General features: G+C 72.5%; 24 protein-coding genes. 17 read left to right on the forward strand and 7 right to left on the reverse strand.

What is annotated here, in order from left to right; genetic code table 11:
* Positions 1–17 precede the first annotated feature (17 nt).
* The 5 genes from NJ376_RS02010 to NJ376_RS02030 all read left to right on the forward strand — a co-directional run bounded on the left by NJ376_RS02010 (position 18) and on the right by NJ376_RS02030 (position 4,209).
* Positions 18–1,247 carry an MFS transporter gene (locus NJ376_RS02010; protein WP_252951540.1) on the forward strand — a complete coding sequence of 410 codons (1,230 nt, stop codon included), beginning with the start codon at positions 18–20 and terminating at the stop codon, positions 1,245–1,247.
* A complete protein-coding gene (locus NJ376_RS02015) occupies positions 1,244–1,435 on the forward strand; it encodes a twin transmembrane helix small protein (protein ID WP_252951541.1) in 192 nt (63 codons plus the stop codon). Before NJ376_RS02010 ends, NJ376_RS02015 begins: the two co-directional genes overlap by 4 nt.
* Before the next feature lie 136 nt (positions 1,436–1,571).
* The gene (locus NJ376_RS02020; RefSeq protein ID WP_252951542.1) at positions 1,572–2,321 is read left to right on the forward strand and encodes an electron transfer flavoprotein subunit beta/FixA family protein; all 750 of its coding nucleotides are present in this window, start codon (positions 1,572–1,574) and stop codon (positions 2,319–2,321) included.
* A gap of 3 nt (positions 2,322–2,324) precedes the next feature.
* Complete coding sequence (locus tag NJ376_RS02025; RefSeq protein WP_252951543.1) at positions 2,325–3,254, forward strand: electron transfer flavoprotein subunit alpha/FixB family protein; 930 nt, start codon at positions 2,325–2,327, stop codon at positions 3,252–3,254.
* A 76-nt stretch (positions 3,255–3,330) separates the two neighbouring features.
* Complete coding sequence (locus NJ376_RS02030) at positions 3,331–4,209, forward strand: 3-hydroxybutyryl-CoA dehydrogenase (RefSeq protein ID WP_252951544.1); 879 nt, start codon at positions 3,331–3,333, stop codon at positions 4,207–4,209.
* Positions 4,210–4,389: 180 nt separating this feature from the next.
* On the opposite strand, the gene NJ376_RS02035 is transcribed toward NJ376_RS02030, so the two are convergent.
* Complete coding sequence (locus NJ376_RS02035) at positions 4,390–5,271, reverse strand: helix-turn-helix transcriptional regulator (protein ID WP_252951545.1); 882 nt, start codon at positions 5,269–5,271, stop codon at positions 4,390–4,392.
* A gap of 86 nt (positions 5,272–5,357) precedes the next feature.
* Here NJ376_RS02035 and NJ376_RS02040 point away from each other — a divergent pair, with 86 nt between their 5' ends.
* The 5 genes from NJ376_RS02040 (at position 5,358) to NJ376_RS02060 (ending at position 11,130) form a co-directional block, all read left to right on the forward strand.
* Positions 5,358–6,062, forward strand: a complete 705-nt coding sequence (locus NJ376_RS02040; protein WP_252951546.1) for an ABC transporter permease — start codon at positions 5,358–5,360, stop codon at positions 6,060–6,062.
* Complete coding sequence (locus NJ376_RS02045; protein ID WP_252951547.1) at positions 6,062–6,907, forward strand: ATP-binding cassette domain-containing protein; 846 nt, start codon at positions 6,062–6,064, stop codon at positions 6,905–6,907. Before NJ376_RS02040 ends, NJ376_RS02045 begins: the two co-directional genes overlap by 1 nt.
* 185 nt (positions 6,908–7,092) lie before the next feature.
* Positions 7,093–7,923, forward strand: a complete 831-nt coding sequence (locus tag NJ376_RS02050; protein WP_252951548.1) for a substrate-binding domain-containing protein — start codon at positions 7,093–7,095, stop codon at positions 7,921–7,923.
* Positions 7,924–7,930: 7 nt separating this feature from the next.
* The gene (locus tag NJ376_RS02055) at positions 7,931–9,049 is read left to right on the forward strand and encodes a molybdopterin-binding protein (protein WP_252951549.1); all 1,119 of its coding nucleotides are present in this window, start codon (positions 7,931–7,933) and stop codon (positions 9,047–9,049) included.
* A 104-nt stretch (positions 9,050–9,153) separates the two neighbouring features.
* Positions 9,154–11,130 (forward strand): molybdopterin biosynthesis protein, encoded by a 1,977-nt coding sequence (locus tag NJ376_RS02060; RefSeq protein ID WP_252951550.1) that lies wholly within the window; start codon positions 9,154–9,156, stop codon positions 11,128–11,130.
* A gap of 263 nt (positions 11,131–11,393) precedes the next feature.
* On the opposite strand, the gene NJ376_RS02065 is transcribed toward NJ376_RS02060, so the two are convergent.
* Positions 11,394–11,825, reverse strand: coding sequence for a DoxX family protein (locus NJ376_RS02065; RefSeq protein ID WP_252951551.1), 432 nt, complete (start codon positions 11,823–11,825; stop codon positions 11,394–11,396).
* 128 nt (positions 11,826–11,953) lie between these two features.
* Here NJ376_RS02065 and NJ376_RS02070 point away from each other — a divergent pair, with 128 nt between their 5' ends.
* The 3 genes from NJ376_RS02070 to NJ376_RS02080 all read left to right on the forward strand — a co-directional run bounded on the left by NJ376_RS02070 (position 11,954) and on the right by NJ376_RS02080 (position 15,232).
* On the forward strand, positions 11,954–12,910 hold the full coding sequence (locus NJ376_RS02070) for a LysR family transcriptional regulator (RefSeq protein ID WP_252951552.1): 957 nt from the start codon (positions 11,954–11,956) through the stop codon (positions 12,908–12,910).
* Between the two features lie 131 nt (positions 12,911–13,041).
* On the forward strand, positions 13,042–14,667 hold the full coding sequence (locus NJ376_RS02075) for a GMC family oxidoreductase (protein WP_252951641.1): 1,626 nt from the start codon (positions 13,042–13,044) through the stop codon (positions 14,665–14,667).
* Between the two features lie 49 nt (positions 14,668–14,716).
* A complete protein-coding gene (locus NJ376_RS02080) occupies positions 14,717–15,232 on the forward strand; it encodes a pyridoxamine 5'-phosphate oxidase family protein (protein ID WP_252951553.1) in 516 nt (171 codons plus the stop codon).
* A gap of 90 nt (positions 15,233–15,322) precedes the next feature.
* On the opposite strand, the gene NJ376_RS02085 is transcribed toward NJ376_RS02080, so the two are convergent.
* Both NJ376_RS02085 and NJ376_RS02090 read right to left on the reverse strand, forming a co-directional pair.
* On the reverse strand, positions 15,323–16,258 hold the full coding sequence (locus NJ376_RS02085; protein WP_252951554.1) for a histone deacetylase family protein: 936 nt from the start codon (positions 16,256–16,258) through the stop codon (positions 15,323–15,325).
* Entirely contained in the window at positions 16,255–16,494 is a 240-nt protein-coding gene (locus NJ376_RS02090) for a sulfurtransferase TusA family protein (protein WP_149537293.1), read from the reverse strand. Before NJ376_RS02090 ends, NJ376_RS02085 begins: the two co-directional genes overlap by 4 nt.
* Before the next feature lie 89 nt (positions 16,495–16,583).
* On the opposite strand from NJ376_RS02090, the gene NJ376_RS02095 reads away from it, so the two are divergent.
* The 4 genes from NJ376_RS02095 (at position 16,584) to NJ376_RS02110 (ending at position 20,512) form a co-directional block, all read left to right on the forward strand.
* Positions 16,584–17,474: an ROK family protein gene (locus NJ376_RS02095; RefSeq protein ID WP_252951555.1), complete on the forward strand. Its 891-nt coding sequence runs from the start codon at positions 16,584–16,586 to the stop codon at positions 17,472–17,474.
* Positions 17,475–17,486: 12 nt separating this feature from the next.
* Positions 17,487–18,143: a response regulator gene (locus NJ376_RS02100; RefSeq protein WP_252951556.1), complete on the forward strand. Its 657-nt coding sequence runs from the start codon at positions 17,487–17,489 to the stop codon at positions 18,141–18,143.
* Positions 18,144–18,151: 8 nt separating this feature from the next.
* Positions 18,152–19,411 carry a DNA polymerase IV gene (locus NJ376_RS02105; protein WP_252951557.1) on the forward strand — a complete coding sequence of 420 codons (1,260 nt, stop codon included), beginning with the start codon at positions 18,152–18,154 and terminating at the stop codon, positions 19,409–19,411.
* 177 nt (positions 19,412–19,588) lie between these two features.
* Positions 19,589–20,512, forward strand: coding sequence for a manganese catalase family protein (locus NJ376_RS02110; RefSeq protein ID WP_252951558.1), 924 nt, complete (start codon positions 19,589–19,591; stop codon positions 20,510–20,512).
* A 143-nt stretch (positions 20,513–20,655) separates the two neighbouring features.
* On the opposite strand, the gene NJ376_RS02115 is transcribed toward NJ376_RS02110, so the two are convergent.
* The 3 genes from NJ376_RS02115 to NJ376_RS02125 are packed head-to-tail and all read right to left on the reverse strand — an operon-like array spanning position 20,656 to position 23,230.
* Positions 20,656–21,501, reverse strand: a complete 846-nt coding sequence (locus NJ376_RS02115; RefSeq protein WP_252951559.1) for an ABC transporter permease — start codon at positions 21,499–21,501, stop codon at positions 20,656–20,658.
* A gap of 19 nt (positions 21,502–21,520) precedes the next feature.
* Positions 21,521–22,459 (reverse strand): ABC transporter permease, encoded by a 939-nt coding sequence (locus NJ376_RS02120; RefSeq protein WP_252951560.1) that lies wholly within the window; start codon positions 22,457–22,459, stop codon positions 21,521–21,523.
* Positions 22,460–22,468: 9 nt separating this feature from the next.
* Entirely contained in the window at positions 22,469–23,230 is a 762-nt protein-coding gene (locus NJ376_RS02125) for an HpcH/HpaI aldolase family protein (RefSeq protein ID WP_252951561.1), read from the reverse strand.
* Between the last annotated feature and the right edge of the window lie 81 nt (positions 23,231–23,311).

Consider the following 23,311-nt stretch of genomic DNA (forward strand, 5'->3'; position numbering starts at 1 on the left):
CGGCAGGATGCGGGAAGATGTCACCCGGCCCTTCCATCTGGCTGGTGATGCTGGCGCTGCTCGGCACCCATCTGGCCGGGATGGGCACCTTCCTCACCCTGCCCGTCCTCGCCCCCGCCATCGCCGCGGAGCTGGAATTGCCGGCCAGCCTGGCCGGGGTGCACACCGCCCTCGCCTATGCCGGCGCGCTGGTGTCCGGCCCCTTCGCGCAAGGGCTGCTGCGGCGACATGGCGGCATCCGGGTGTGCCAGGGGGCGCTGGTGGTCATCGCCTGCGGCATCGCCCTGGCGGTGCTGGGCCATCCGCTGGCGCTCATCGCCTCTGCCGTGGTGGCCGGCGCCGGGCACGGGCCGCTGACCCCGGCGGGCAGCCATGTGCTGGCGGCGCGCACCCCGGCCCAGATCCGCAGCCTGGTCTTCGGCCTGAAGCAGACCGGGGTGCCCGCCGGGGCCATGCTCGTCTCGGTCATCGCCCCCGTGGTCGGCAGCCTTTATGGCTGGCGGGCGGGGGTGCTGGCCATCGCCGTCTTCGCCCTGCTGCTGGCGCTCGCCCTGCAGCCGCTGCGGGCCGCGCTGGATGCGGACCGCGACCCGGCGGCGCCCAGCCGCGCCGCCTTCGGCGAGGCGCTGGGCAGCCTTCGCCTGCTGCGGGAACATGCGCCGCTGCGCGCCACCAGCCTCTATGGCTGCGGGCTGGCGGTGGGGCAGTTCGGCTTCTTCTCCTTCTTCGTCGTCTGGCAGGTGCAGGCGCTGGGCATGGGGCTGGTGGAGGCGGGGATGACGCTGGCCATCGGCCAGGGCGCCGGCATCCTCGGCCGCATCCTCTGGGCGGTGGCGGCGGATCGCCGCGGGGCCCGGCCGGTGCTGAGCGTGATCGGCATCGGTGCATGCCTCTCCGCCCTGCTGCTGGCGCTCGCCGGCCCCGGCCTGCCCTGGCTGGCGGTGGTGGCGCTGGCGGCGGCGATGGGCTGCTTCGCCGTCGGCTGGACCGGGGTATTGCTGGCCGAGGTGGCGCGGCTGGCCCCGCCGGGAAGGGTGGGCGCCGCCACCTCCGCCATGGGCTTCGCCATGGCGCTGACCCTGATCCTCGCACCCAGCCTGCTCTCGGCGCTGGCCGGGCTGACGGGCGGCTATGCGGCGGGCTTCGCGCTGTGCGGCGTGCTGGCGGGGGGTGCAGTGCTCATCCTCCGGCGCGGCACGGCGCCGGGCATTGCGATTTCCCGGGCGCCCTCCAAATTGACCCCATGAAGCTTTTCCTCGGCATCCTCACCGGCATCGCCATGCTGGCGACGCTCGGCACCCTCTTCGCCGGCATGCTCGGCCTGGTGCGGCAGGGCGGGGATGCGGAGCGCTCCAACCGCTTGATGCGCTGGCGGGTCATCCTCCAGGGGATCACCCTGGCGCTCTTCGCCCTGCTGCTCTGGGTTTCCCGCTGAACCCCCAGGGGGTTGAGCTTGGGGGTTTTTGACAGCGACGCCACCGCCGCCCTATTTTGCCGCCCGATCCGCGGGCGCCGGGCCTCGCCTTGCCTCCCGCTCCTTCAGCAACAACAGCCAGGAAACGGCAGCGGCGATGAAGCTTCTCGTCCCGGTCAAGCGGGTGGTCGACTACAACGTAAAGGTCCGCGTGAAGGCGGATGGCACCGGCGTCGAGACGGCGAACGTCAAGATGTCCATGAACCCCTTCGACGAGATCGCGGTGGAAGAAGCCGTGCGGCTGAAGGAGAAGGGCGTGGCGACCGAGGTCGTCGTCGTCTCCTGCGGCCCCGCCGCCTGCCAGGAGCAGATCCGCACCGCCCTCGCCATGGGCGCCGACCGCGGCATCCTCGTGGAGCATGACGGCGTGCTGGAGCCGCTGGCGGTGGCCAAGCTGCTCAAGGCGCTGGCGGCGAAGGAGAGCCCGGAGCTCGTCATCCTCGGCAAGCAGGCCATCGACGACGACATGAACGCCACCGGCCAGATGCTGGCGGCGCTGCTGGGCTGGGCCCAGGGCACCTTCGCCAGCAAGGTGGAGAAGGATGGCGACAAGCTGAAGGTGACGCGCGAGGTCGATGGCGGCCTCGAGACCGTCTCGCTCAAGCTGCCGGCCATCGTCACCACCGATCTGCGGCTGAACGAGCCGCGCTACGCCTCCCTCCCCAACATCATGAAGGCGCGGAAGAAGCCGATCGAGAACGTGAAGCCGGCCGATCTCGGCGTGGATGTCACGCCCCGGCTGACCGTGCTGAAGGTCGAGGAGCCGCCGAAGCGCCAGGCCGGCAAGAAGGTCGGCTCGGTGCAGGAGCTGGTCGAGAAGCTGCGCAACGAAGCGAAGGTGATCTGAGCCATGGCCGTTCTCGTTCTTGCCGACCATGACGGCAGCGCGCTGACGCAGCCGAGCCGGAGCACCATCGCCGCCGCGGCGAAGCTCGGCGAGGTGCATGTGCTGGTCCTCGGCGCCGCCGCTGCGGCGCAGGCCGCCGCCCAGGTGGCGGGCGTCGCCAAGGTGCTGCACTCGGATGCGGCGCTCTACGCGAACGGGCTGGCGGAGCCGGTGGCGGCGCTGCTGGTTTCCATGGCGCCCAACTACTCCCACCTGCTCGCCCCGGCCTCCGCCGCGGGCAAGAACGTCATGCCGCGCGTCGCCGCGCTGCTGGACGTGCAGGTGCTGAGCGACATCGCCGGCGTGGTGGATGCCGACACCTTCGTGCGCCCGATCTATGCCGGCAATGCGCTGGCGACGGTGAAGAGCGCCGATTCGAAGAAGGTCATCACCGTCCGCGCCGCGAGCTTCGATCCGGCCCCCGCCACCGGCGGCAGCGCCGCGGTGGAGGCCGCGCCCACGGCCGAGGATCCGGGCCTCTCCAGCTTCCTCGGCGCCGAGATCGCGAAGAGCGAGCGGCCGGAGCTGACTGCGGCGCGCATCGTCGTCTCCGGCGGCCGCGCCATGGGCTCCGCCGAGAACTTCAAGATCATCGAGGGCGTGGCGGACAAGCTCGGCGCCGCCGTCGGCGCCTCCCGCGCCGCGGTGGATGCCGGCTACGCGCCGAACGACCACCAGGTGGGCCAGACCGGCAAGATCGTGGCGCCGGAGCTGTACATCGCCGTCGGCATCTCGGGCGCCATCCAGCACCTGGCCGGCATGAAGGACAGCAAGGTGATCGTCGCCATCAACAAGGACGAGGAAGCGCCGATCTTCTCCGTCGCCGATTACGGGCTGGTGGGCGACCTGTTCAAGGTGATGCCGGAACTCGAAGCCGAGCTGGCGAAGAAGTAAGGCAGCAACTCTCGGACAAGGCCGCCCGACGCCTCGCGCGTCCGGCGGCCTTTTTCATGTGCGAAGGGGGATGGAGATGGCAGAGGTGAGGAAGCTTGGGGTGATCGGGGCCGGGCTGATGGGCAATGGCATCGCCCATGTGGCGGCGCTGGCCGGCCTGCCGGTGGCGCTGGTGGACGTGAACCCGAAGGCGCTGGAGAAGGCGCTGGCGACCATCGACAAGAACCTGGAGCGCCAGACCACCCGCAAGGCGATCCCGGAAGGCGCGAAGGAAGCGGCGCTCGGCCTAATCTCCACCGGCACGGACTATGCCGCCTTCGCCGAGTGCGACATGGTGATCGAGGCGGCGACCGAGAATGAGGAGATCAAGAAGAAGATTTTTGCCAGTGTCTGCCCGGTGCTGAAGCCGGAGGCGATCCTCGCCTCCAACACCTCCTCCATCCCGATCACCCGGCTGGCGGCCGCGACGGACCGGCCGGGCCGCTTCCTCGGCATGCATTTCTTCAACCCGGTGCCGATGATGAAGCTGGTGGAGATCATCCCCGGCCTCGCCACCGAGGACGCGACCGTGAAGACCGTCGCCGCCCTGGCGGAGAAGATGGGCAAGACGGTGGTGGGCGCGGCGGATTACCCCGGCTTCGTCGTCAACCGCATCCTCTGCCCCATGCTGAACGAGGCGATCTTCGCGCTGATGGAGGGCGTCGGCGATGTCCGCTCGATCGACGAGGGCATGAAGCTCGGCGCCAACCATCCCATGGGGCCGCTCGAGCTTTGCGACTTCGTGGGGCTCGACACGCTTTATTCCGTGCTGAAGGTGCTGCATGAGGGGCTGGGCGACCCGAAATACCGGCCCTGCCCGCTGCTGGCGAAGTATGTCGAAGCCGGCTGGCTGGGCCGGAAGACCGGCAAGGGGTTCTACGACTACTCCACCACGCCGCCGACGCCGACGCGGTGAAGCTTGGGGGCGCTGCCCCCAAACCCCGCCAGGGGCGCTGCCCCTGGACCCCGCCGGGGACCGGACCGGTCCGGACCCCGGTCTGAGCTTGCTGGTTCAACCCGCCGGCTCACACCGGGGGCCGGGGAGGGGTACCCTCCCCGGCGGGGGTTGCAGGGGGCGGGCGCCCCCTGCCCCTGGCTACAGGTTGAACGCCACCTTCCCCGTCTCCCCCAGCGCATAGCCGCCCAGCCGCGCCCCGCGCGCCGTGAATTCCGTCCCGCGCGCGAAGTCCAGCAGCGCCTGCATCGCCGGCATGAAGTACTGCCGCCGCGGCATCACCAGATCGAAGCGCTCCGAGACCAGCGGCACGAAGCCAAGGCCGCGCAGCGCCGCCTCTGCCCGGATGCCGAAGCCCACCTCCGCGCGCCCCTCCGCCACCGCCGCCGCCACCTCGTCCTCCGACATGGCGGGAGAAGGCAGGAAGGCGATCTGGTCCAGGCGGATGCCGGCCTCGGTCAGCAGATGGGTCAGCAGCACATGGCTGCCGGCCCGCGCCTGCCGCCCGGCCACGCGCAGGCCGGGCCGCGCCAGATCCGCCACCTGATGCAGTCCCGCCGGGTTCCCGGACGGCAGGATCAGCCCCTGTTCCCGCCACGCCCAGATGATGCCGACCATGCCGCGCCCGGGCAGCGCCTCCCGCACCGCCGGCTCGTTGAAGGTGCCGGTATCGGGGTCCAGCAGATGGGTGGCGGCGGTCATGGCCTCCCCCGCCGCCAGGGCCGCCAGCCCGTCCAGGCTGCCGCCGATGCGGAGCGCCAGGCCGCAGCCGGATTGCCGCACCGCCCAGTCCAGCAGCGGATCATGGCTGCCGGCCAGGATGGGCGGCGGGTCCGGCCGGGCGAAGCCGGCGCCCGCCTCCGCCTCCGCCGCCAGCCAGGCCACCAGATGGCGGCGGGGGAACAGCCATTTGCCGCCAAGCTGCGCCGCCGGCAGGCGGCGCTGCCGCGCCAGCTCGTACAGGCTGCGTTCAGAGAGGCGGAGAAAGGCCGCGGCCTCCCGCAGGGTCAGCACATCCGGCATATCACGGCAAAATCCGGCAAACAGCGGCAGGCTGCCGAGGTTATCGGCAATTGACCGCAAGCGATACCAACTGCCAATCAGGGAGGGTGCAGGATCTCGCCAGCGCCTTCGCCACGGCCCTCGGGCTGGTCGCCACCGCCGACCCGGCGGTGATGCGGATCCTGCTGCTCTCGCTCCGCGTCAGCCTCACCGCCCTGGCGCTGGCGGCGCTGGTCGGCCTGCCGCTCGGCGCGCTGCTGGCGGTGGCGCGCTTCCCCGGCCGGCAGGCGGTGCTGGTGGCGCTGAACGCGCTGATGGGCCTGCCGCCCGTGGTCGCCGGGCTGCTGATCTACCTGCTGCTCTCCCGCGCCGGGCCGCTCGGGCCGCTCGGCCTGCTCTTCACGCCGACGGCCATGGTCATCGCCCAGGCGGTGCTGATCGCCCCCATCCTCGCCGCCCTCTCCCGCCAAGTGCTGGAAGGGCTGTGGGAGGAGTACGCCGAACAGCTCCGCAGCTTCGGTGCGGGCCCCTGGCGGGCGGTGCCGACGCTGCTCTGGGACGGGCGCTTCGCCCTAATGACCGTGCTGCTGGCCGGCTTCGGCCGGGCGGCGGCGGAGGTCGGCGCGGTGATGATCGTCGGCGGCAACATCGAGGGCTTCACCCGGGTGATGACCACCGCCATCGCGCTGGAGACGAGCAAGGGCGACCTGCCCCTGGCCCTGGCGCTGGGCCTGCTGCTGATGGCGATCGTGCTGGCGGTGAACGCCCTGGCCCAGGGGCTGCGCGAGGCCGCCGCGGAGCGGGCCGGCTGATGCGCGCGACGGAAAGCCTGCCTCGGAAGGGCCTGCGGCATGTCATGGCGGACCTCTTCCGCCCCGGCGGCGCCCGCATCCTTGCCAGGACGCCAGATCCCTCACCCATCCATGGCCGGAGCCGTATCGGAGCAGGCACCGGCGGCATCCTGCCGCTGCGGGTGGAGGGCCTCTGCTACCGCGCCGGGGCGGTGGAGGTGCTGCGGGAGGTCGGCTTCACTCTGGAGAAAGGGGGGCCGAGCCTCATCATCGGCCCGAACGGCGCCGGTAAGAGCGTGCTGCTGCGCCTGCTGCACAGGCTGCTGCGGCCGAGCGCCGGGCAGATCTTGTGGGGCACGCCGGAGGCAGCACGGCGCCAGGCCATGCTGTTCCAGCGGCCGGTGCTGCTGCGGCGCTCGGTGCTCGCCAATGCCGCCTATCCGCTACGCCTGGCCGGGCTGGGCAGGGCGGAAGCCATGGCACGGGCGCGGGCCGAGCTGGCGCAGGTGGGGCTGGACGGGCTGGCGGACCGGCCGGCGCGGCGGCTTTCGGGCGGGGAGCAGCAGCGCCTCGCCCTGGCCCGCGCCGCGGCGCTGCAGCCGGAGGTGCTGTTCCTGGACGAGCCCTGCGCCAGCCTCGACCCCGCGGCGACGCGGGCGGTGGAGGAGATCGTCCAGGCGCTGGCGGCGCGCGGCACGAAGATCGTCATGACGACGCATGATCTGGGCCAGGCGCGGCGGCTGGCGGCGGAGGTGCTGTTCCTGCATCGCGGCCGGCTGCTGGAGCAGACGCCGGCAGCGCGCTTCTTCGCCGGGCCGGAGAGCGCGGAGGCGAGGGCCTTCCTGCGGGGGGAGCTACTGTGGTGAGGGCGCCGCCGAGGCAGGGCGCTGCAATGCGCCCATCCCCTTCGAACTGTCGGCTCGGCTGGTTGAACGCACGAGGCCCAAACTCATGGTTTCCTAAGGCCCTTCGGCCTTTGGCGGGATCGGACGCACTGCGTCCGATGCGAGAGAGGGGCAGCGCCCCTCTCGACCATCGGGGAGAGAGAACAATGCCCATCCTACGCCGGGTCCTCCTGGCCGCCTTCCTCGCCTGGGCCGGCATGGCCACGGCGCAGGAGCGCAGCATCACCGTCGCCTCCACCACCAGCACGGAGCAATCCGGCCTCTTCAGCCACATCCTGCCCCTTTTCACTCAGGCCAGCGGCATTGCGGTGCGGGTGGTGGCGCTCGGCACCGGCCAGGCGCTGGATGTCGGCCGGCGCGGCGATGCGGATGTGGTCTTCGTGCATGACCGCGCGGCGGAGCAGCGCTTCGTTGCGGAGGGCTTCGGCGGCCCGCGCCGGCGCGTGATGTACAACGACTTCGTCCTGGTCGGCCCCGCCACCGACCCCGCCGGCATCGCCGGGCTGACGGACAGCACGGCGGCGCTGCAGCGCATCGCCGTCGCCCGCGCCCCCTTCATCAGCCGCGGCGATCGCAGCGGCACCCATGCGGCGGAGCTGCGGCTGTGGCAGATGGCGGGCGTCGATCCCGTCTCCGGCCGCGGCCAGTGGTACCGGGAGGTCGGCCAGGGCATGGGTCCGGCGCTGAACACGGCGGCGGCGCAGAACGCCTATCTGCTGGCGGATCGCGGCACCTGGCTCAGCTTCCGCAACCGGCAGGAGCTGAAGATCCTGGTGGAGGGCGATGCGCGGCTGTTCAACCAGTACGGCGTCATGCTGGTGAACCCGCAGCGCCATCCCGGCGTGAAGGCGGCGGAGGGCCAGCGCTTCATCGACTGGCTGGTCTCCCCGGCCGGACAGGCGGCGATCGCTGCCTACAAGATCAGTGGAGAGCAGCTCTTCTTCCCCAATGCGGACAAGCCGGAGCCCGGCGCCTGAGGTGGCGGTGCCGCTCCGCCTGACGGCGCCGGAGGCGGCGCTGGCGCGGCTGCTGGCGCTGGCCCCGACGCCGGTCGCACCTCTCCTCCTGCCGGTGGCGGAGGCGCTGGGGCTGGTGCTGGCGGAGGATCTGCGCACCGCTGCGCCGGTGCCGCCCGTGCCGGTGGCGCGGCGGGATGGCTATGCGGTGGCAGCGGCGGAGACACTCGGCGCTGGCCCCTATGCGCCGCTGCCCCTCGCCACCCCGCCCCGCGCCATCGGCATCGGCGACCCATTGCCGCCGGGCTGCGACGCCGTGCTGCCGGGCTTCGACCTGCTGCCCGACCCGCCCTTCCCCCAGGCGCTGCAGCCCGCCGCCCCCTGGGATGGCGTGCGCCGCCCGGGGGAGGAGATCGCCGCCGGCACCAGGCTGCGCGCCGCCGGGGAGGTGCTGGCGCCGCGCGACCTGCCGGCCCTGGCCGCGCTCGGCCTGGACCGGGTGGCGGTGCGGCGGCCACGCCTCGGCTGGATCGCCACGGGGGCGGAGATGCTGGCCGACCCGGCCAGGGACCGGCTGCGGCCCCTGACCGCCGCCCTGGCGCCGGAGGCGGCGCTGCGCCCCCTGCCCCCGGTGCCGGATGCGCCCGACGCCATCGCCGCCACGCTGCGCGCGGCCGCGCCCGCGCATGACCTGCTGATCCTGGCCGGCGGCACCGGGGAGGGCCAGGCCGACGACAGCGCCGCCGGCCTCGCCGCCGCGGGGCGGCTGGTGCTGCACGGGCTCGGCACCCGCCCCGGCATGACCGCCGGCTTCGGCGAGGTGGCCGGCCGCCCGGTGCTGCTGCTGCCCGGCCAGCAGGAGGACGCGATCGCCGCCTTGCTGCTGCTCGGCCGCCCCCTGCTGGCGCGGCTGGCCGCCGCCCGCCCTGCCGCGCCGCGCCGCCTGCGCCTCACGCGCAAGATCGCCTCCGCCGTCGGCCTGGCGGAATGGGTGCCGCTGCGGGAGGTGGCGCCGGGCCAAGCGGAGCCGCTGGCGGTGGGCAGCCTGCCGGCCGCCGCCCTCGCCGCCGCCGCAGCCCTGCTGCTGGTCCCGCCGGAGTCGGAGGGTTTCGAGGCCGGGGCGGAAGTCGCTGCCCTGCCCTGGTGAGGCCGCCCGAGGACCGGTGCCGCCGGCCGCACCAGCCAGTGCAGCGCCGGGCCCCGCGGCGCGATACACAGGGGGCCCCTCTCCCCGCGCGCAGAGCCTTTGCCATGCCCGACCCCGCCGCCCTTCTCGACCGCGTCCGGCGCGCCGCCCGGCAGGAGCAGTTCCTCGCCATCCTCAGCGCGGAGGAGGCGGTGCAGCGCTTCTACGCCGCGCTCGACCTCAGCCCCCTGCCGGGGGAGGCCGTGCCGCTCGCCGCCGCGCTCGGCCGGGTGGTGGCGGAGACGGTGCTGGCGGCCAGCGACGCGCCGCCCTTCGACCGCGCCTCGGTGGATGGTTTCGCCCTGCGCGCCGCGGATACGGCAGGCGCGGCGGAGGGCGCGCCGGTGCGGCTGCGCCTGAACGCCGAGGTGCTGGCCTGCGGCGTGGCACCGGCCATCGAGGTGACGCCTGGCACCGCCACCGCCATTGCCACCGGCGGCATGCTCCCGCGCGGCGCCGATGCCGTGGCGATGATCGAGCACACCGAGCTGGATGAGGGCCCCGAAGGCCCGGTGCTGCTGCTGGCCCGGCCGGCGGCGCCCGGCAGCTGCATCGGCTTCGCCGGCAGCGACATCGCCCGCGGGGAGACGTTGCTGCGCCCCGGCACCCTGATCACCAGCCGGGAGATCGGCATGCTCGCCGCCGCCGGCCACGGCACGGTGCAGGTGGTGCGGAAGCCGCGTGTGGCGGTGCTCTCCACGGGGGATGAGCTGGTGCCGCCCGGCACCCCCCTGCCCCCTGGCGGCATCCCGGACAGCAACGCCGCCATGCTCGCCGCCGCCGTGGCCGAGCATGGCGGGGAGCCGGTGCCGATGGGCATCCTCCCGGATGACGAGGCGGCGCTGGAAGCGGCGGTGCGGGCGGCGCTGGCGGGGGCCGACCTGGTGGTGATGTCGGGCGGCACCAGCAAGGGCGCCGGGGATGTCTCCCACCGCATCATCTCGCGCCTCGGCCCGCCCGGCGTGCTGGTGCACGGGGTGGCGCTGAAGCCGGGCAAGCCGCTCTGCCTGGCGGCGGTGGGGAAGCAGCCTTTGGTGGTGCTGCCGGGCTTCCCGACCAGCGCGGTCTTCACCTTCCAGGAATTCGTCGTGCCGGTGATCCGCGCCCTGGCCGGGCTGCCGCCGCGGGAAGAGCAGGCGGTGGAGGCGCAGCTTGCCGTCCGCCTGCCGAGCGAGGTGGGGCGGGTGGAATATGTCATGGTCTCGCTGGCCGAGGGCGAGGCGGGCGGGCGCATCGCCTTCCCGCTCGGCAAGGGCTCCGGCAGCGTGACGGCCTTCGCCCAGGCGGATGGGTTCTTCGCCATCCCGGCGCTGGACCAGGGGGTGGCGGCGGGCATGCCGGTCTCCGTGCGGCTGATCGGCGGCGCGGTGCGGCCGCCGGACCTGGTGCTGATCGGCAGCCACTGCACCGGGCTGGATGCGGTGCTGGAGGCGCTGGCGGCGGAGGGCTGGCGGGCGCGGACCCTGGCGGTGGGCAGCCTGGGTGGGCTGGCGGCGGCGAAGCGCGGGGAGTGCGACCTGGCGCCGGCGCATCTGCTGGACCCGGCGAGCGGCGCCTACAACACCCCCTTCCTGAGCCAAGGACTGCGCCTGGTGCCGGGCTGGCAGCGGTTGCAGGGGGTGGCGTTCCGCCCGGGCGATGCCCGCTTCGAGGGGCTGGACGGCCCCGCCGCCGTGGCGCGCGCGTCGGCCGACCTCTCCTGCCTGCTGGTGAACCGCAATGCCGGCTCCGGCACCCGAATCCTGCTGGATGGGTTGCTGGGCGGGGCACGGCCGGCCGGCTATGCGAACCAGCCGAAATCCCACAATGCGGTGGCGGCGGCGGTGGCGCAGGGGCGGGCGGATTGGGGCGTCTGCATCGAGACCGTGGCGCGGGCCTATGGCCTCGGCTTCCTGCCCCTGGCGGATGAGGTCTACGATTTCTTCCTGCCGGAGGCGCGGGCCGGGCGGCCCGGGGTGCAGGCCTTCCTCCGCGCCCTGGCCACGGAGGACGTGCGGGCGCGGCTGCGCGCGCTGGGCTTCGCGCCGGTGGCGGGCGCCTGATCCCCGGCCCGGAAAGTCCCGACATTCCGCGCCGGGCATCGCGCGCAGGGTTGGCGTGGCGGCTGCGGGCCGCACGACCGTGGACCGATATCGGTCAGAACCTCGCGGCCGGCAGGAGTGCTGCAAGCGGGGCGGACTCCCCCGGCGCTTCGGAACAGGAAGGCAGCAGCGGCCGCAGCCTGGCATGACCAGCGTGAGACCGCCCCGGCCACTGCGTTCCGGAAGGCGGCCGGGGAGCCGTCACGCTCCCCGCCCACGGATGTTCAGGCCGCCGCCACCTGATGGCTGCCCAGCAGCCGGCGGAGATCCAGCGCATGGGCGCCGGCGCCGAGCCCCGCCTGCACCACCAGCAGCACGGTCCAGAACACCGGGAACTCCCAGCCGCCGCCCGCGGCGCTGAACACCCAGCCATTGCCGATATGCTGCAGCGTCGCGCCGATCATCAGCGGCACCAGGGCCAGCGCCACCGGCCGCACCGCGACGCCCAGGATGAGGGCGATGCCCGCCAGGGTTTCGGCGATCGCCACCACGGCGCCGAGGATGGGCGGGTAGCCGAGGCTGCCGAAATACCCCATCACCCCGACGAAGCCGAAGGTGAGGATCTTCAGCACCAGCCCATGGGCCAGGAACAGGACACCCATGGAAACGCGCAACAGCAGCGCGGCATAGGGCGTGGTCACGCGGGGGTCGATCATCGGGGTCTCTCCGTTCGGGGGCAGCACCCAGGGCTGCCGTTGGGCGGAGAATGGCCCGCGCGGCGGAGACGCTTCCAACGCCCATGCGGAACATCCATCATCATCCGGCTGAATGATGTGGAACCGGCATGGCCGATCTCGGCACTCTCGACCTCAATCTGCTGCGCGTCTTCGACGCCGTCGCCCGGGAACGCCATGTGACGCGGGCGGCGGAGCGGCTGCACCTCTCGCAGCCCGCCGTCTCCAACGCCCTCGCCCGGCTGCGCGCGGCGCTGGGGGATGAGCTCTTCCTCCGCCGCCCCGGCGGGGTGGAGCCGACGGCCCTTGCCCTTTCCCTCGCCGGGCCGGTGGCGGAGGCGCTGGACCGCATCGCGGGGGCCATCCTCGCCCAGGCGCCCTTCGATCCCGCGACGACGGACCGCGTCTTCCCCATCGCCTTCAGCGAATATGCCGAGGCGGTGCTGGCGCCGCCGCTGATCGCCCGGATGCAGCTTGAGGCGCCGGGCGCGATGCTCGCCATCCGCCATGCCGACCGGACGAATTGGGAAGCCTTGCTGGCCGAAGGCCAAGCGGTGCTGGCGCTCGGCATGCTGCCGGACCCGCCGGCGCTCTACACCCGGCTGCGCCTGCTGCCGGAGGTGTTCTGCACGGTGATGCGCGCCGGGCATCCGCTGGCGGAGGGCGAGCTGACGCTGGAGCGCTTCCTCAGCGTGCCGCATTTGCTGCATTCGCCGAACGGCTCCCGTGACGGGGCGCTGGACGGGATGCTGGCGCGCACCGGCCACAAGCGCCGGCTGGGCGCGGTGGTGGCGCATCTGGCCGGGGTGCCGGAGATCCTGCGCGGCACCGATCTCGTCATGACCCTCTCCGCCCGGCTGGCGCAGCTATTGGCGGAGGCGCATGGGCTGGTGGTGCGGCCGACACCGGTGGCGATCCGGCATTCCCGCCTCTCCCTCGTCTTCCACCGGCGCTGCGAGGCGGATGCGGGCCATGCCTGGCTGCGCCGCCTGATTCTCGGCGTGGCGCGGGAGATCACCCCCGTGGGCGCGCCGCCCGAGGATGCGCCGGAGGAGGAGGACGCCTGATTATTCCCCACGACACCGCTGCGCGGCGTCGGGGGGCCCGGGAGCCGCTGTAGGACCGAGGCATTGCACAGCCCGCCGCGGCAAAGCCGCGGCAGGGCACCGGGCAGCGTCAAGGATTGAGAGAGGTGCCGATGGAGTTCGACTATGTCATCGCCGGCGCGGGCAGCGCGGGCTGCGTGCTGGCCAACCGCCTCTCCGCCAGCGGCGCCACCGTCGCGGTGATCGAGGCCGGGGGCTCCGACCGCCACCCCTGGATCCACATCCCCGCCGGCTATGCGAAGATCCTCGACCATCCGCGCCTGACCTGGGGCTACCGCACCGCGCCGGATGAGGGCACGGCGATGCGGGCGCTGGACTATCCGCGCGGCAAGGTCTGGGGCGGCTGCTCCTCCATCAACGGCCTCGGCCATGTGCGCGGCCATCCCTCCGACTACGACCTCTGGGCGCAGAAGGGTTGTACGGGTTGGGGCTGGGACGACCTGCTGCCCTATTTCCGGCGGCATGAATCCTTCGCCGGCGGTGGCGAGGGCCGCGGCGCCGAAGGCCCGCAGCCGGTGGAGCATCTGGCGGAGGTGCCGGAGCTGCTGACCCATCTCGGCCGGGCGGCGGCGGCGATCGGCCTGCCCGTGCTGGCCGACATGAACGGGCCGGAGCGGGAAGGCTTCGCCCCCTTCCAGCAGACGCGGCGCGGCCGCCGCCGCGTCTCCGCCGCCCGCGCCTATCTGGTGCCGGCGCTCAGGCGGCCGAATCTCACCCTACTCGACAACGCCCTTGCGCTGCGGGTGGTGGTGGAGGATGGCCGCGCTGCTGGCATCGCCATCCGGCGTGATGGGGCGGAACAGGTGATCCGGGCGCGGCGGGAGGTGGTGCTGGCGGCCGGCGCCATCGGCTCGCCGCAGCTTCTCATGCTCTCCGGCTTCGGGCCGGGCGCGGCGCTGCAGGCGATGGGCATCCCCATGCTGCGGGACATGCCGGGGATCGGCGCCAATCTGCAGGACCACTACATCATCCGTCTCGGCTTCCGCCTGGGCGCGCGGCGGCTCTCCGCCAACCACCGCATCGCCGGCTGGCGCCTGCCGCTGGAGGCGCTGCGCTGGGCGGCGAAGGGCGATGGCGTGCTGACCTGGTCGCCCGGCATGTTCAGCCTGTTCGCCCGCACCGCGCCGGGGCTGGAGGCGCCGGACATCCAGATCAATGGCGGCCCGCTCTCCTGGGCGCCACTGCCGCCGGAGCCGGGGCGGCGCTTCGGCGGCATCCGCATCGGGGTGCCGGAGGCAGAGCCGGGCATGACCCTCGGCGTCTGGCAATGCCGGCCGGAAAGCCGCGGCAGCGTCACCCTGGCCTCGCCCGATCCCGCTGCGGCCCCGATGATCGCGCCGCGCTACCTGGCGACGGAAGGCGACCGCGCCTGCGTGCTGCGCGGATTGCGCCTCGCCCGCCGCTGGATGGCGGCGGCGCCGTTGCGCGGGATCGTGGCCGGGGAAACCCGGCCGGGACCGGCGGCGGAGAGCGATGCCGAGCTGCTGGATTTCGCCCGCGAAACCGGTGGCACGGTCTACCACCCCTGCGGCACGGTCCGCATGGGCGGCGATCCGACAGCGCCGCTCGATGCCGCGCTGCGGCTGCGCGGCGTGGCCGGCCTCCGGGTCGCCGATGCCTCCGCCTTCCCGGACATTCCGGTCTGCAACATCAACGCCACCGTGTTGAGTTTGGCGGAAAAGGCCGCCGACCTGATCCTCTCCGCCGGCCGCGGGTGAAACCGCGCGGGCGAGGACCCGTTGCAGGGGAAAGCGAGAGGAGCCCGCCATGGTTGAAACCCGCAGCGACGCCGAGGCCAAGCGCAAGGTCTGGGAGATGATCAAGGACGTCGAGGTCGCCATGATGGTGACGCAGGATGAGGAGGGCCGCTTCCGCGGCCGCCCGATGCGCGCCGTGAACCGCGAATTCGACGGCGTGCTTTGGTTCTTCGCCACCGCCGGCGCGCCGGTGACGAGCGAGACCGCGGGCGATGGCCGCGTGCTGCTGGCCTATTCCGACCCAAGCAGCCAGAACTACGTCTCCATCTACGGCACGGCGGAGGTGGTGAAGGACAAGGCGAAGCAGAAGCAGCTCTGGTCGGAGCCGCTGCGCGTCTGGTTCCCGGGCGGCGCCGAGGACCCGAAGGTGGCGCTGATCCGCGTGGAGTGCGAGGGCGCGGAATATTGGGATTCGCCCAGCAGCACGCTGGTGCACGCCTACGGCTACCTGAAGGCCGTGACCACCGGCGAGCCGCCGCATCCGGGGGCGAATGATAAGGTGGATTTCAGCAAGAAGGCGGGGTGATTCCTCCTCCGGGAGGGGCTTTGCCCCTCTCGGTTGGACGCAGTGCGTCCAACCCCCACCAAAACCCGAAAGGCCTTTGGAAACCGTGAGTCAGGCCTGCAGCAGCACCCGGACATGGGCGGCGGTGCTGGCTGCCAGGGCATCGAGGTCGTAGCCGCCTTCCAGCAGGCTCACGACGCGGCCGGCGCAATGGCGGTCGGCCAGGGCGCAGATCTCCGCCGTCAGCCAGGCGAAATCCGCCTCGCGCACGCGAAGCTGCGCCAGCGGGTCGCGGGCATGGGCGTCGAAGCCGGCGGAGACCACCAGCAGCTCGGGCGCGAAGAGATCGACCGCCGGCAGCAGTTCGGCGGCCCAGGCGGCGCGGAAGGCCTCGCCATCGGCACCCGGCGGCAGCACGGCGTTGAAGACATTGCCCACACCCTTTTCCCGCTTCTGGCCGGTGCCGGGATAGAGCGGCCATTGGTGGGAGGAGGCGTAGAGGATGCTCGCATCATCCTCGACGCAGGCTTGGCTGCCATTGCCGTGATGCACGTCGAAATCGAGGATCGCGACCCGCGCCGCGCCATGCACCCGCTGGGCATGGCGGGCGGCGATGACGGCATTGGAGAAGAAGCAGAAGCCCATGGGCCGCCGCGGCTCGGCATGGTGGCCGGGCGGGCGCACCGCACAGAAGGCGCGGCGCACCTCGCCCCGCATCACCGCATCCGCCGCCGCCACCGCGGCGCCGGCGGCGCGCAGCGCGGCCTCGGCGCTGCCATGACTCATGACGGTGTCGGCATCCAGCGGCACCGTCTCCCCCGCCGCCGGGCGGATGCCGAGGATGGCGTCCACATAGGCCGGCGGGTGGGCCAGGGCGAGCTGGTCCGGCGTCGCCTCCGGCGCCTCGCCGCGGATCAGGGCGGCGAACTCCTCGGCGTCCAGGGCGCGCAGCACGGCGCGCAACCGGTCCGGGCATTCCGGGTGCTCCGGTCCCGGATCGTGCCGCAGGCAGGCCAGATGGGTCAGCAGCAGCACGCCCGTGCTCATGCCGCCGGCTCGGCGCGCTTCCGCAGCACGAAGCGCAGCACCTCCCCCTCCTGCGCCTGGGTCACCAGCGTGTGGCCGGTCTCGGCGCAGAAGGCGGGGAAGTCGCGGGCGGCGGCGGGGTCGGTGGCCAGCACCGTCAGCTCCGCCCCCGGCGCCAGGCCGCGCAGCGCCTTGTTGGCCTTCAGCACCGGCAGCGGGCAGGAGAGGCCGCGGACATCGAGAAGCGTTTCCACCATCCGGCCAGTCCAGCACCGGCCCCCCGGCACTGCAAGCCTTGCGATCGCAAAGGCTTGCAGCGGCGCCCGCGGCGGCACAGTTTCGCGGGATGACGCTGCGCATCGGCATCGACCTGGGCGGGACCAAGACGGAGATCGTGGCGCTGGACGCCGCCGGGGCCGTGCGGCTGCGCCGCCGCGCCCCCACCCCCCCCTCCTACGACGGGGTGATCGCCCTGGTCGGCAGGCTGGTGGAGACGGCGGAGGCGGAGCTCGGGTCCCGCGGCACGGTCGGCCTCGGCATCCCCGGCAGCCTCTCCCCGGCCACCGGCCTGGTGCGGGGCGCCAATTCCACTTGGCTGAATGGCGGGCGGCTGGACCGCGACCTGGCGGCGCGGCTGGGGCGGGAAGTGCGGCTTTCCAACGACGCCAATTGCCTGGGCGTAAGCGAGGCGGCGGATGGCGCGGGCGCCGGGTTCGACACGGTCTTCGCCGTCATCCTCGGCACCGGCGTGGGCGCCGGGATCGTGACCGGCGGGCGCATCCTGGAAGGGCGCAACCGCGTGGCCGGCGAATGGGGCCACAACCCGCTGCCCTGGATGCGGCCGGAGGAATACCCCGGCCCGGCCTGCTGGTGCGGCAAGCAGGGCTGCATCGAGACCTTCCTCTGCGGTCCCGCCCTGGCCGCCGATGCGGATGGCCCTGGCGCCCGCGATGCCAGCGCCCTGCCCGCCCGTGCCGCTGCGGGGGATGCGGCGGCCGCCGCGGCGCTGGCGCGCCATGCGGACCGGCTCGCCCGGGCGCTGGCGCATGTGGTGAACATCCTCGACCCGGACTGCATCCTGCTGGGCGGCGGCCTGTCCAACATGGCGCATCTCTATGAGGAGGTGCCGAAGCTCCTGGGCCGCTACGTCTTCAGCGATGTGGTGACGACGCCGCTTTTGCGCGCGCGGCATGGCGACAGCTCCGGCGTGCTGGGCGCCGCGCGGCTATGGGATTGAGGGCCTTACGCCATGAGCGACCTAATTGAGCTCTTCAAGGCTGCCGTCTGGCCGGCCATCGTCGTCCTGCTGGTCGTAAAGTTCGGCCAGCCGCTACACGCGATGCTGCAATCGGTCGCGGATGGCCGGGCGTCGCTGGATGTCGGGCCAAGTGGCCTTCGGGTGACCCAGGCCGCGCAGTCGGCCGTCGCCGCCGCAGTGGCAGCGGGCGCCGAGGCCAAGGATGCGCCCCCGGCGGAGAAGGCGGCGATCGCGCACGGCATCGTGGCGGCAGCCCGGACCTCGCTTGCCAGCGCGCCGACCCTGGCCACCCGCCGGATCCTCTGGGTGGACGATACCCCGGACAACAACATCCTCCTCGCCAAGTCATTCACCGAGCTGGGGATCAGCGTGATCCAGGTCGGCTCCACGGAGGCCGCCCTCGGCCGCTTGCGGGAGGAGCGGTTCGACCTGGTCATCACCGACATGGGCCGTCCGCCAGACCACACCGCCGGGCTTACCCTGCTCCGGCGCATGCGGGAGATGGGCACCTTCCCTCCTACCATCATTTATGCCGCGCGCTGGGCCGCGGCCAACAGGGGCAAGGAAGCCGAACTCGGCGCCGCCCTCATCACCAACCGGCCGGGCGAGGTCTATGCCCGGGCGCTCGAATTGCTGCAGCGTTCCTGACGGCCCGCATGCCCACCCTCTGCCGCGATTGCTGCCGGGAGGCTCCGGCCTATCGCCCCACCTGCCCCGCCTGCGGCAGCCGCCGCCTGGTGCGGCATGCGGAGCTCTTCACCCTCACCGTCGCGCATATCGACTGCGACGCCTTCTACGCCAGCATTGAGAAGCGCGACCGGCCGGAGCTGCTGGCGAAGCCCGTCATCGTCGGCGGCGGCAAGCGTGGCGTGGTCTCGGCGGCCTGCTACCTGGCGCGCACCACCGGCGTGCGAAGTGCGATGCCGATGTTCAAGGCGCTGCGCCTCTGCCCCGATGCCGTCGTCATCAAGCCGGAGATGGCGAAATACGTCGCCGCCGCGCGCCAGATCCGGGAGCTGATGGAGGCGCTGACGCCGCTGGTCCAGCCCCTCTCGATCGACGAGGCGGTGCTGGACCTGCGCGGGACGGAAGCGCTGCACCGCGCCCCGCCTGCCATCACCCTGGCCCGCTTCGCACGGGAGGTGGAGCGGCAGGTCGGCGTCACCATCTCCATCGGCCTCGCCCCCAACCGGCTGCTGGCCAAGCTGACGGCGGAGCGCGACAAGCCGCGCGGCTTCGCCGTGCTGGGCGCGGCGGAGGCCGCCGCCTGGCTCGCCCCGCAGCCCGTCTCCTTGCTGCCCGGCGTTGGTCCCGCCCTGCAGAGGCGGCTGGAGGCGGCGGGCTTCACCCGGCTCGGCCAGCTCGCCGCGCTCGATGCGCGGGAAGCGCTGCGGCGCTTCGGGGAGGACGGGCCGAGCCTCGCCGCAAGGGCGCGGGGGGAGGATAGCCGCCCCGTCGATCCCAGCCGCGAGATGAAGAGCATCAGCGCCGAGACCACTTTCGAGCATGACCTCGCCACCGCCGCAGCGCTGGAGGCGCCGCTCTGGCGGCTCTGCGAGAAGCTCGGGCGGAGGCTGCGGGAGAAGGGCCTCGCCGCCTCCGGCGTGGTGCTGAAGCTGAAGACCGCGGATTTCCGCCAGCGCACCCGCAACCTCCGCCTGCCGGTGCCGAGCCTGGTGCCGGAGACGCTCTTCGCCGCCGCGCGCGGGCTGCTGGCGAAGGAGGTGGACGGCACCGCCTTCCGCCTCATCGGCATCGGCGCCCAGCCTCTGGCCCCGGCCGCGGCGGCGGACCGGGGCGACCTGGCGGACCCGGAGGCGCCGCGGCGCATGGCCCGCTGGCGGGCGATGGAGGCGTTGCGCGCCCGCTTCGGCGACGGGGCGGTGGCTCTCGGGCGCGGAATGAAGCCGCGTTAGTGTCCTGCCCGCGAAGTTCGTGGGATTTCCCCCGAGCGCAGCGGATCGGCAGGCCACTGAAAACAATGGCCAGTGGCCTGAGAACGAAGTCCGCGGGACTTCGAAATCAGGACGCTAGAGGCAACCGTGCCGGTCAGCGACCGTTGCTCAGGCTCCCCCTCCGGAGGAGAGCCGTCGATGTTCCTGCGCGTGAACAAGCTGCAGACCGAGCTGCCGGCGCCGAAGCGCCGCGATCCCAATGCCGCCGCCGCGCTGCAGGAGCTGCTGGGCGGGAAATACGGGGAGATGTCGACCCTTAACAACTACCTCTTCCAGAGCTTCAATTTCCGCAGCAAGAGCAAGCTGAAATCCTTCTACAGCCTGGTCGCCTGCATCACGGCGGAGGAGCTGGGGCATGTGGAGCTGGTGAGCAACGGCGTCGCCATGCTGAACAACGGCCCGGACAGCGCGGGCGACGACACCGGCGATGGCGGCGATGTCAGCATGTCACCGCAGGAGGCGATGAAGGAAATCCGCCTCGCCGCCGGCTTCTTCTCCCATGGCGGCGGCGCGACGCCGGTCAACAGCAACGGCGTCTCCTGGAACAACGACTTCGTCACCACCACGGGCAACATCGTCTTCGACCTGCTGCACAATTTCCACCTGGAATGCGGCGCGCGGCTGCACAAGCTGCGGGTCTATGAGTCGCTGAGCGACCCGACCGGGCGGGAGGTCTGCGGCTACCTGCTGGTGCGCGGCTCGGTCCACGCGCATGCCTATGCGCTGGCGCTGAAGAACCTGACGGGCGTCGAGATCGAGAAGATGCTGCCGACGCCGAACATCCCGCTGGCGAAGATCCCCGAGGCGCAGAAATACCTCGATGAGGGCTCGCATCGCCGGCTCTATACCTTCAGCCCGGCCGACTACAAGGAGATCGCCGGCATCTGGGGCAATGGCGAGCAGGCGCTGCCGGGCGACCCGCCGGGCGAGCTGGTGGTGGTGGACGGCATGCCGGAAGGCGGCAAGATCCATGAGCTGGTCGGCGAGCCGAATGTCTTCACGCCGGACTACGCGCCGGAGGAGATGTACGAGATCGCCGTGAAGCTGACGAAGAAGATGTAGCAGCCCCCACGACGTTGCCACGCAACGCCGTGGGGACCCCGGTTGGCGCAAGGCAAGCGGCACCCTGCACAGCCAACCGAGGCAAAGCCTCGGTTGGCAACGGGCGGCGCGGTTGCAGGCCGGGCGCTACCGGCCCGGCCTGTTCAGCGGCGGAGGCGGATGCCGTCCGCCACCAGCGAGCAGGCGGTGACGGTCAGCAGGATGGCAAGGCCCGGCCAGAACGCCGTCCAGGGCGCGGCGAAGATCATCTCCTGCGCATTGGCCAGCATGTTGCCCCAGGAGGGCGCGGGCGGCTGGATGCCGAGGCCGAGGAAGCTCAGCGTGCTCTCCGCCAGCACCGCACCCGCCACCGCCAGCGCCGTCGCCACCGCGATGGGGCTGGCGATGTTGGGCAGGACATGGCGCAGCAGCACCCGCGCCTCCGTGGCGCCGGAGACCCGCGCTGCCGCCACATAGTCCAGCGAAAGCTGGGTCAGCGCCGCGGCCCGCGCCAGCCGCGCCACGCCCACCCAGCCGAACAGCATCAGGATGAGGGTGATGCGGGCGATATCCGCCACCGCCTCCCCACGCGGCAGGCCGAAGCGGCCGGTATCCACCGCCGCCAGCACCACCAGCAGCGGCAGGGCGGGCAGGGCCAGCAGCCCATCCGCCAGCCGCATCAGCACCGCCTCCATCCAGCCGCCCCGCCAGGCCGCCAGCAGCCCGATGCCGGTCCCGAGCAGGGTGGCGCCCAGCGCCACGCCGAGCCCCACGGCCAGCGAGACCCGCCCGCCGTGGAGCAACCGCAGCAGGATGTCCCGCCCCAGCTCGTCGGTGCCGAGCGGGTGGTCGGCGGAGGCCTCCCCGTAGCGCTGGAACAGGTCCGGCGCGAAGGGATCGTGCCCCAGCATCTGCTGGACGATGCCCGCCCCGGCCGCCGCCGCCGCGAGCAGCGCCAGGATGGCGAGGCCGAGGACAAGGCGCAGGTTCACGGATGGCGAGCGGCGCATGGGGCGCGGTACGTCCCTCTCAATGCCCCAGCCTCGGGTCGATCGCGCGCTGCAGCAGATCCGCCGCCAGGGTCGCCAGCATCGTCACCAGCGCCGCCAGCAGCAGCGCCAGCAGGGCGAGGTTGTAGTCATTTCCCATGATGCTGTCGTAGATCAGCTTGCCCATGCCCGGGCGGGCGAAGATCGTCTCCGTCACCAGCGCGCCGGAGACCAGCGCCCCGGCATCCAGCGCCGCGATCGTCACCAGCGGGATGGCCGCGTTGGGGAAGGCGTGCCGCCACAACACGGCCCGCTCCGGCAGCCCCTTCATGCGCGCAGTGCGGATATAGGGCGCGGCGAGCTCCGCCTGCATCGCCGCCAGCGCGTGCCGGGCATAGCCGGCGCTATTCACCAGGGCGAGGGTCGTCACCGGCAGCAGCAGGAAGCGCGCCGCCTCCCACCACCCCGGCGCCTCCGCCACCCCGCCCGCCGGCAGCCAGCCGAGCGTGACGGCGAACAGGATGATGAGCATGAGGCCGAGCCAGAAGCTCGGCGTGGATTGCGCCAGGATGCTGAGCGCATCCGCCGCCCGCCCCAGCCAGGGCCGTGCCGCCCCCAGCACGCCGAGCAGCACGCCCCCCGCCGCCGCCAGCAGCAGGGACCAGCCGAGCAGCGTCAGGGTCGAGAGCAGCGCCGGCCACAGCACCGCGCCGGCGCGGACGGAGAACAGCCGGGAATAGCCGAAATCGCCCCGCAGCACGGCCGCCGCCCAGGCCAGGTAGCGTTCGTGCAGCGGGCGATCCAGCCCATGGACCGCCCGCAGCTTCGCCACATCCGCCGCGCTCAGCGTCGGGTCGCCGAGCATGGCAAGGTCCAGCGGATCCCCCGGCATCAGCCCCATGGCCAGCCAGGTCAGCGCGGAGAGCAGCAGCAGCGTCACCGCGATCTGCGGCAGACGCCAGGCCACCAACCGCGCCATGCCGGCGCCTCAGCCGCCGCGGGCAGCCTTCACCGCGGCCTTCGCCGCATTCACCATCAGCCCGACCTCGTTGGAGATCGTGACGAGCTTGAAGCCCATCTGGATCATCCGGTGGGCATAGGCGGGGGAGCCGTTGTGCAGCCCGGCGGCGATGCCGCGCTTGCCCGTCTCCTTCAGCAGCTTCTCATAGATGCCGAGGATGAACGGGTCCTCGACATCCAGCTTCGGCTCCAGCCCGTAGGAAAAGGAGAGGTCGGAGGGCCCGACATAGATGCCGTCGATGCCCGGCACGTCGAGGATCGCCTCGATGTTCTCGATGGCGGTCTTGGTCTCGATCATCGGGATGACGAGGATGTTCTCATTGGCGGTCTTCTGGTAGCCGCCCGCCTCCCCGTACACGCCGGCCCGGATCGGGCCGTTGGAGCGCGTGCCGGCCGGCGGGTACTTGCTGTACTGCACCAGCCGGGCGGCCTCGTCGGGCGTGTTGATCATCGGGCAGATCACGCCGTAGGCGCCGGCATCCAGCACCTTGCCGATGATGCCCGGCTCGTTCCACGGCACCCGCACCATGGGGGTGACGCCGGAAGGCTGGATGCCCTGGAAGCAGGCGACGCAGGAGAGGTAGTCCTGCACCCCATGCTGCATGTCCACGGTCACGCTGTCCCAGCCGCACTGGCTGTACATCTCGGCGCTGAACGCGTTGGGGATGGCGAGCCAGCCATTCACCACGGCCTTCCCGGCCTTCCAAGCTTCCTTGACCTTGTTCGGCATCGCTTCCTCGCTCCGCGTCGCGCATGGGGACGAGCCATCGGCGGCGGGCCGGCGGCGAAGCGGCGGGGCCGATCGTCACCG

The organism is Siccirubricoccus soli (assembly GCF_024178315.1).
GTDB lineage: Bacteria > Pseudomonadota > Alphaproteobacteria > Acetobacterales > Acetobacteraceae > Siccirubricoccus > Siccirubricoccus soli.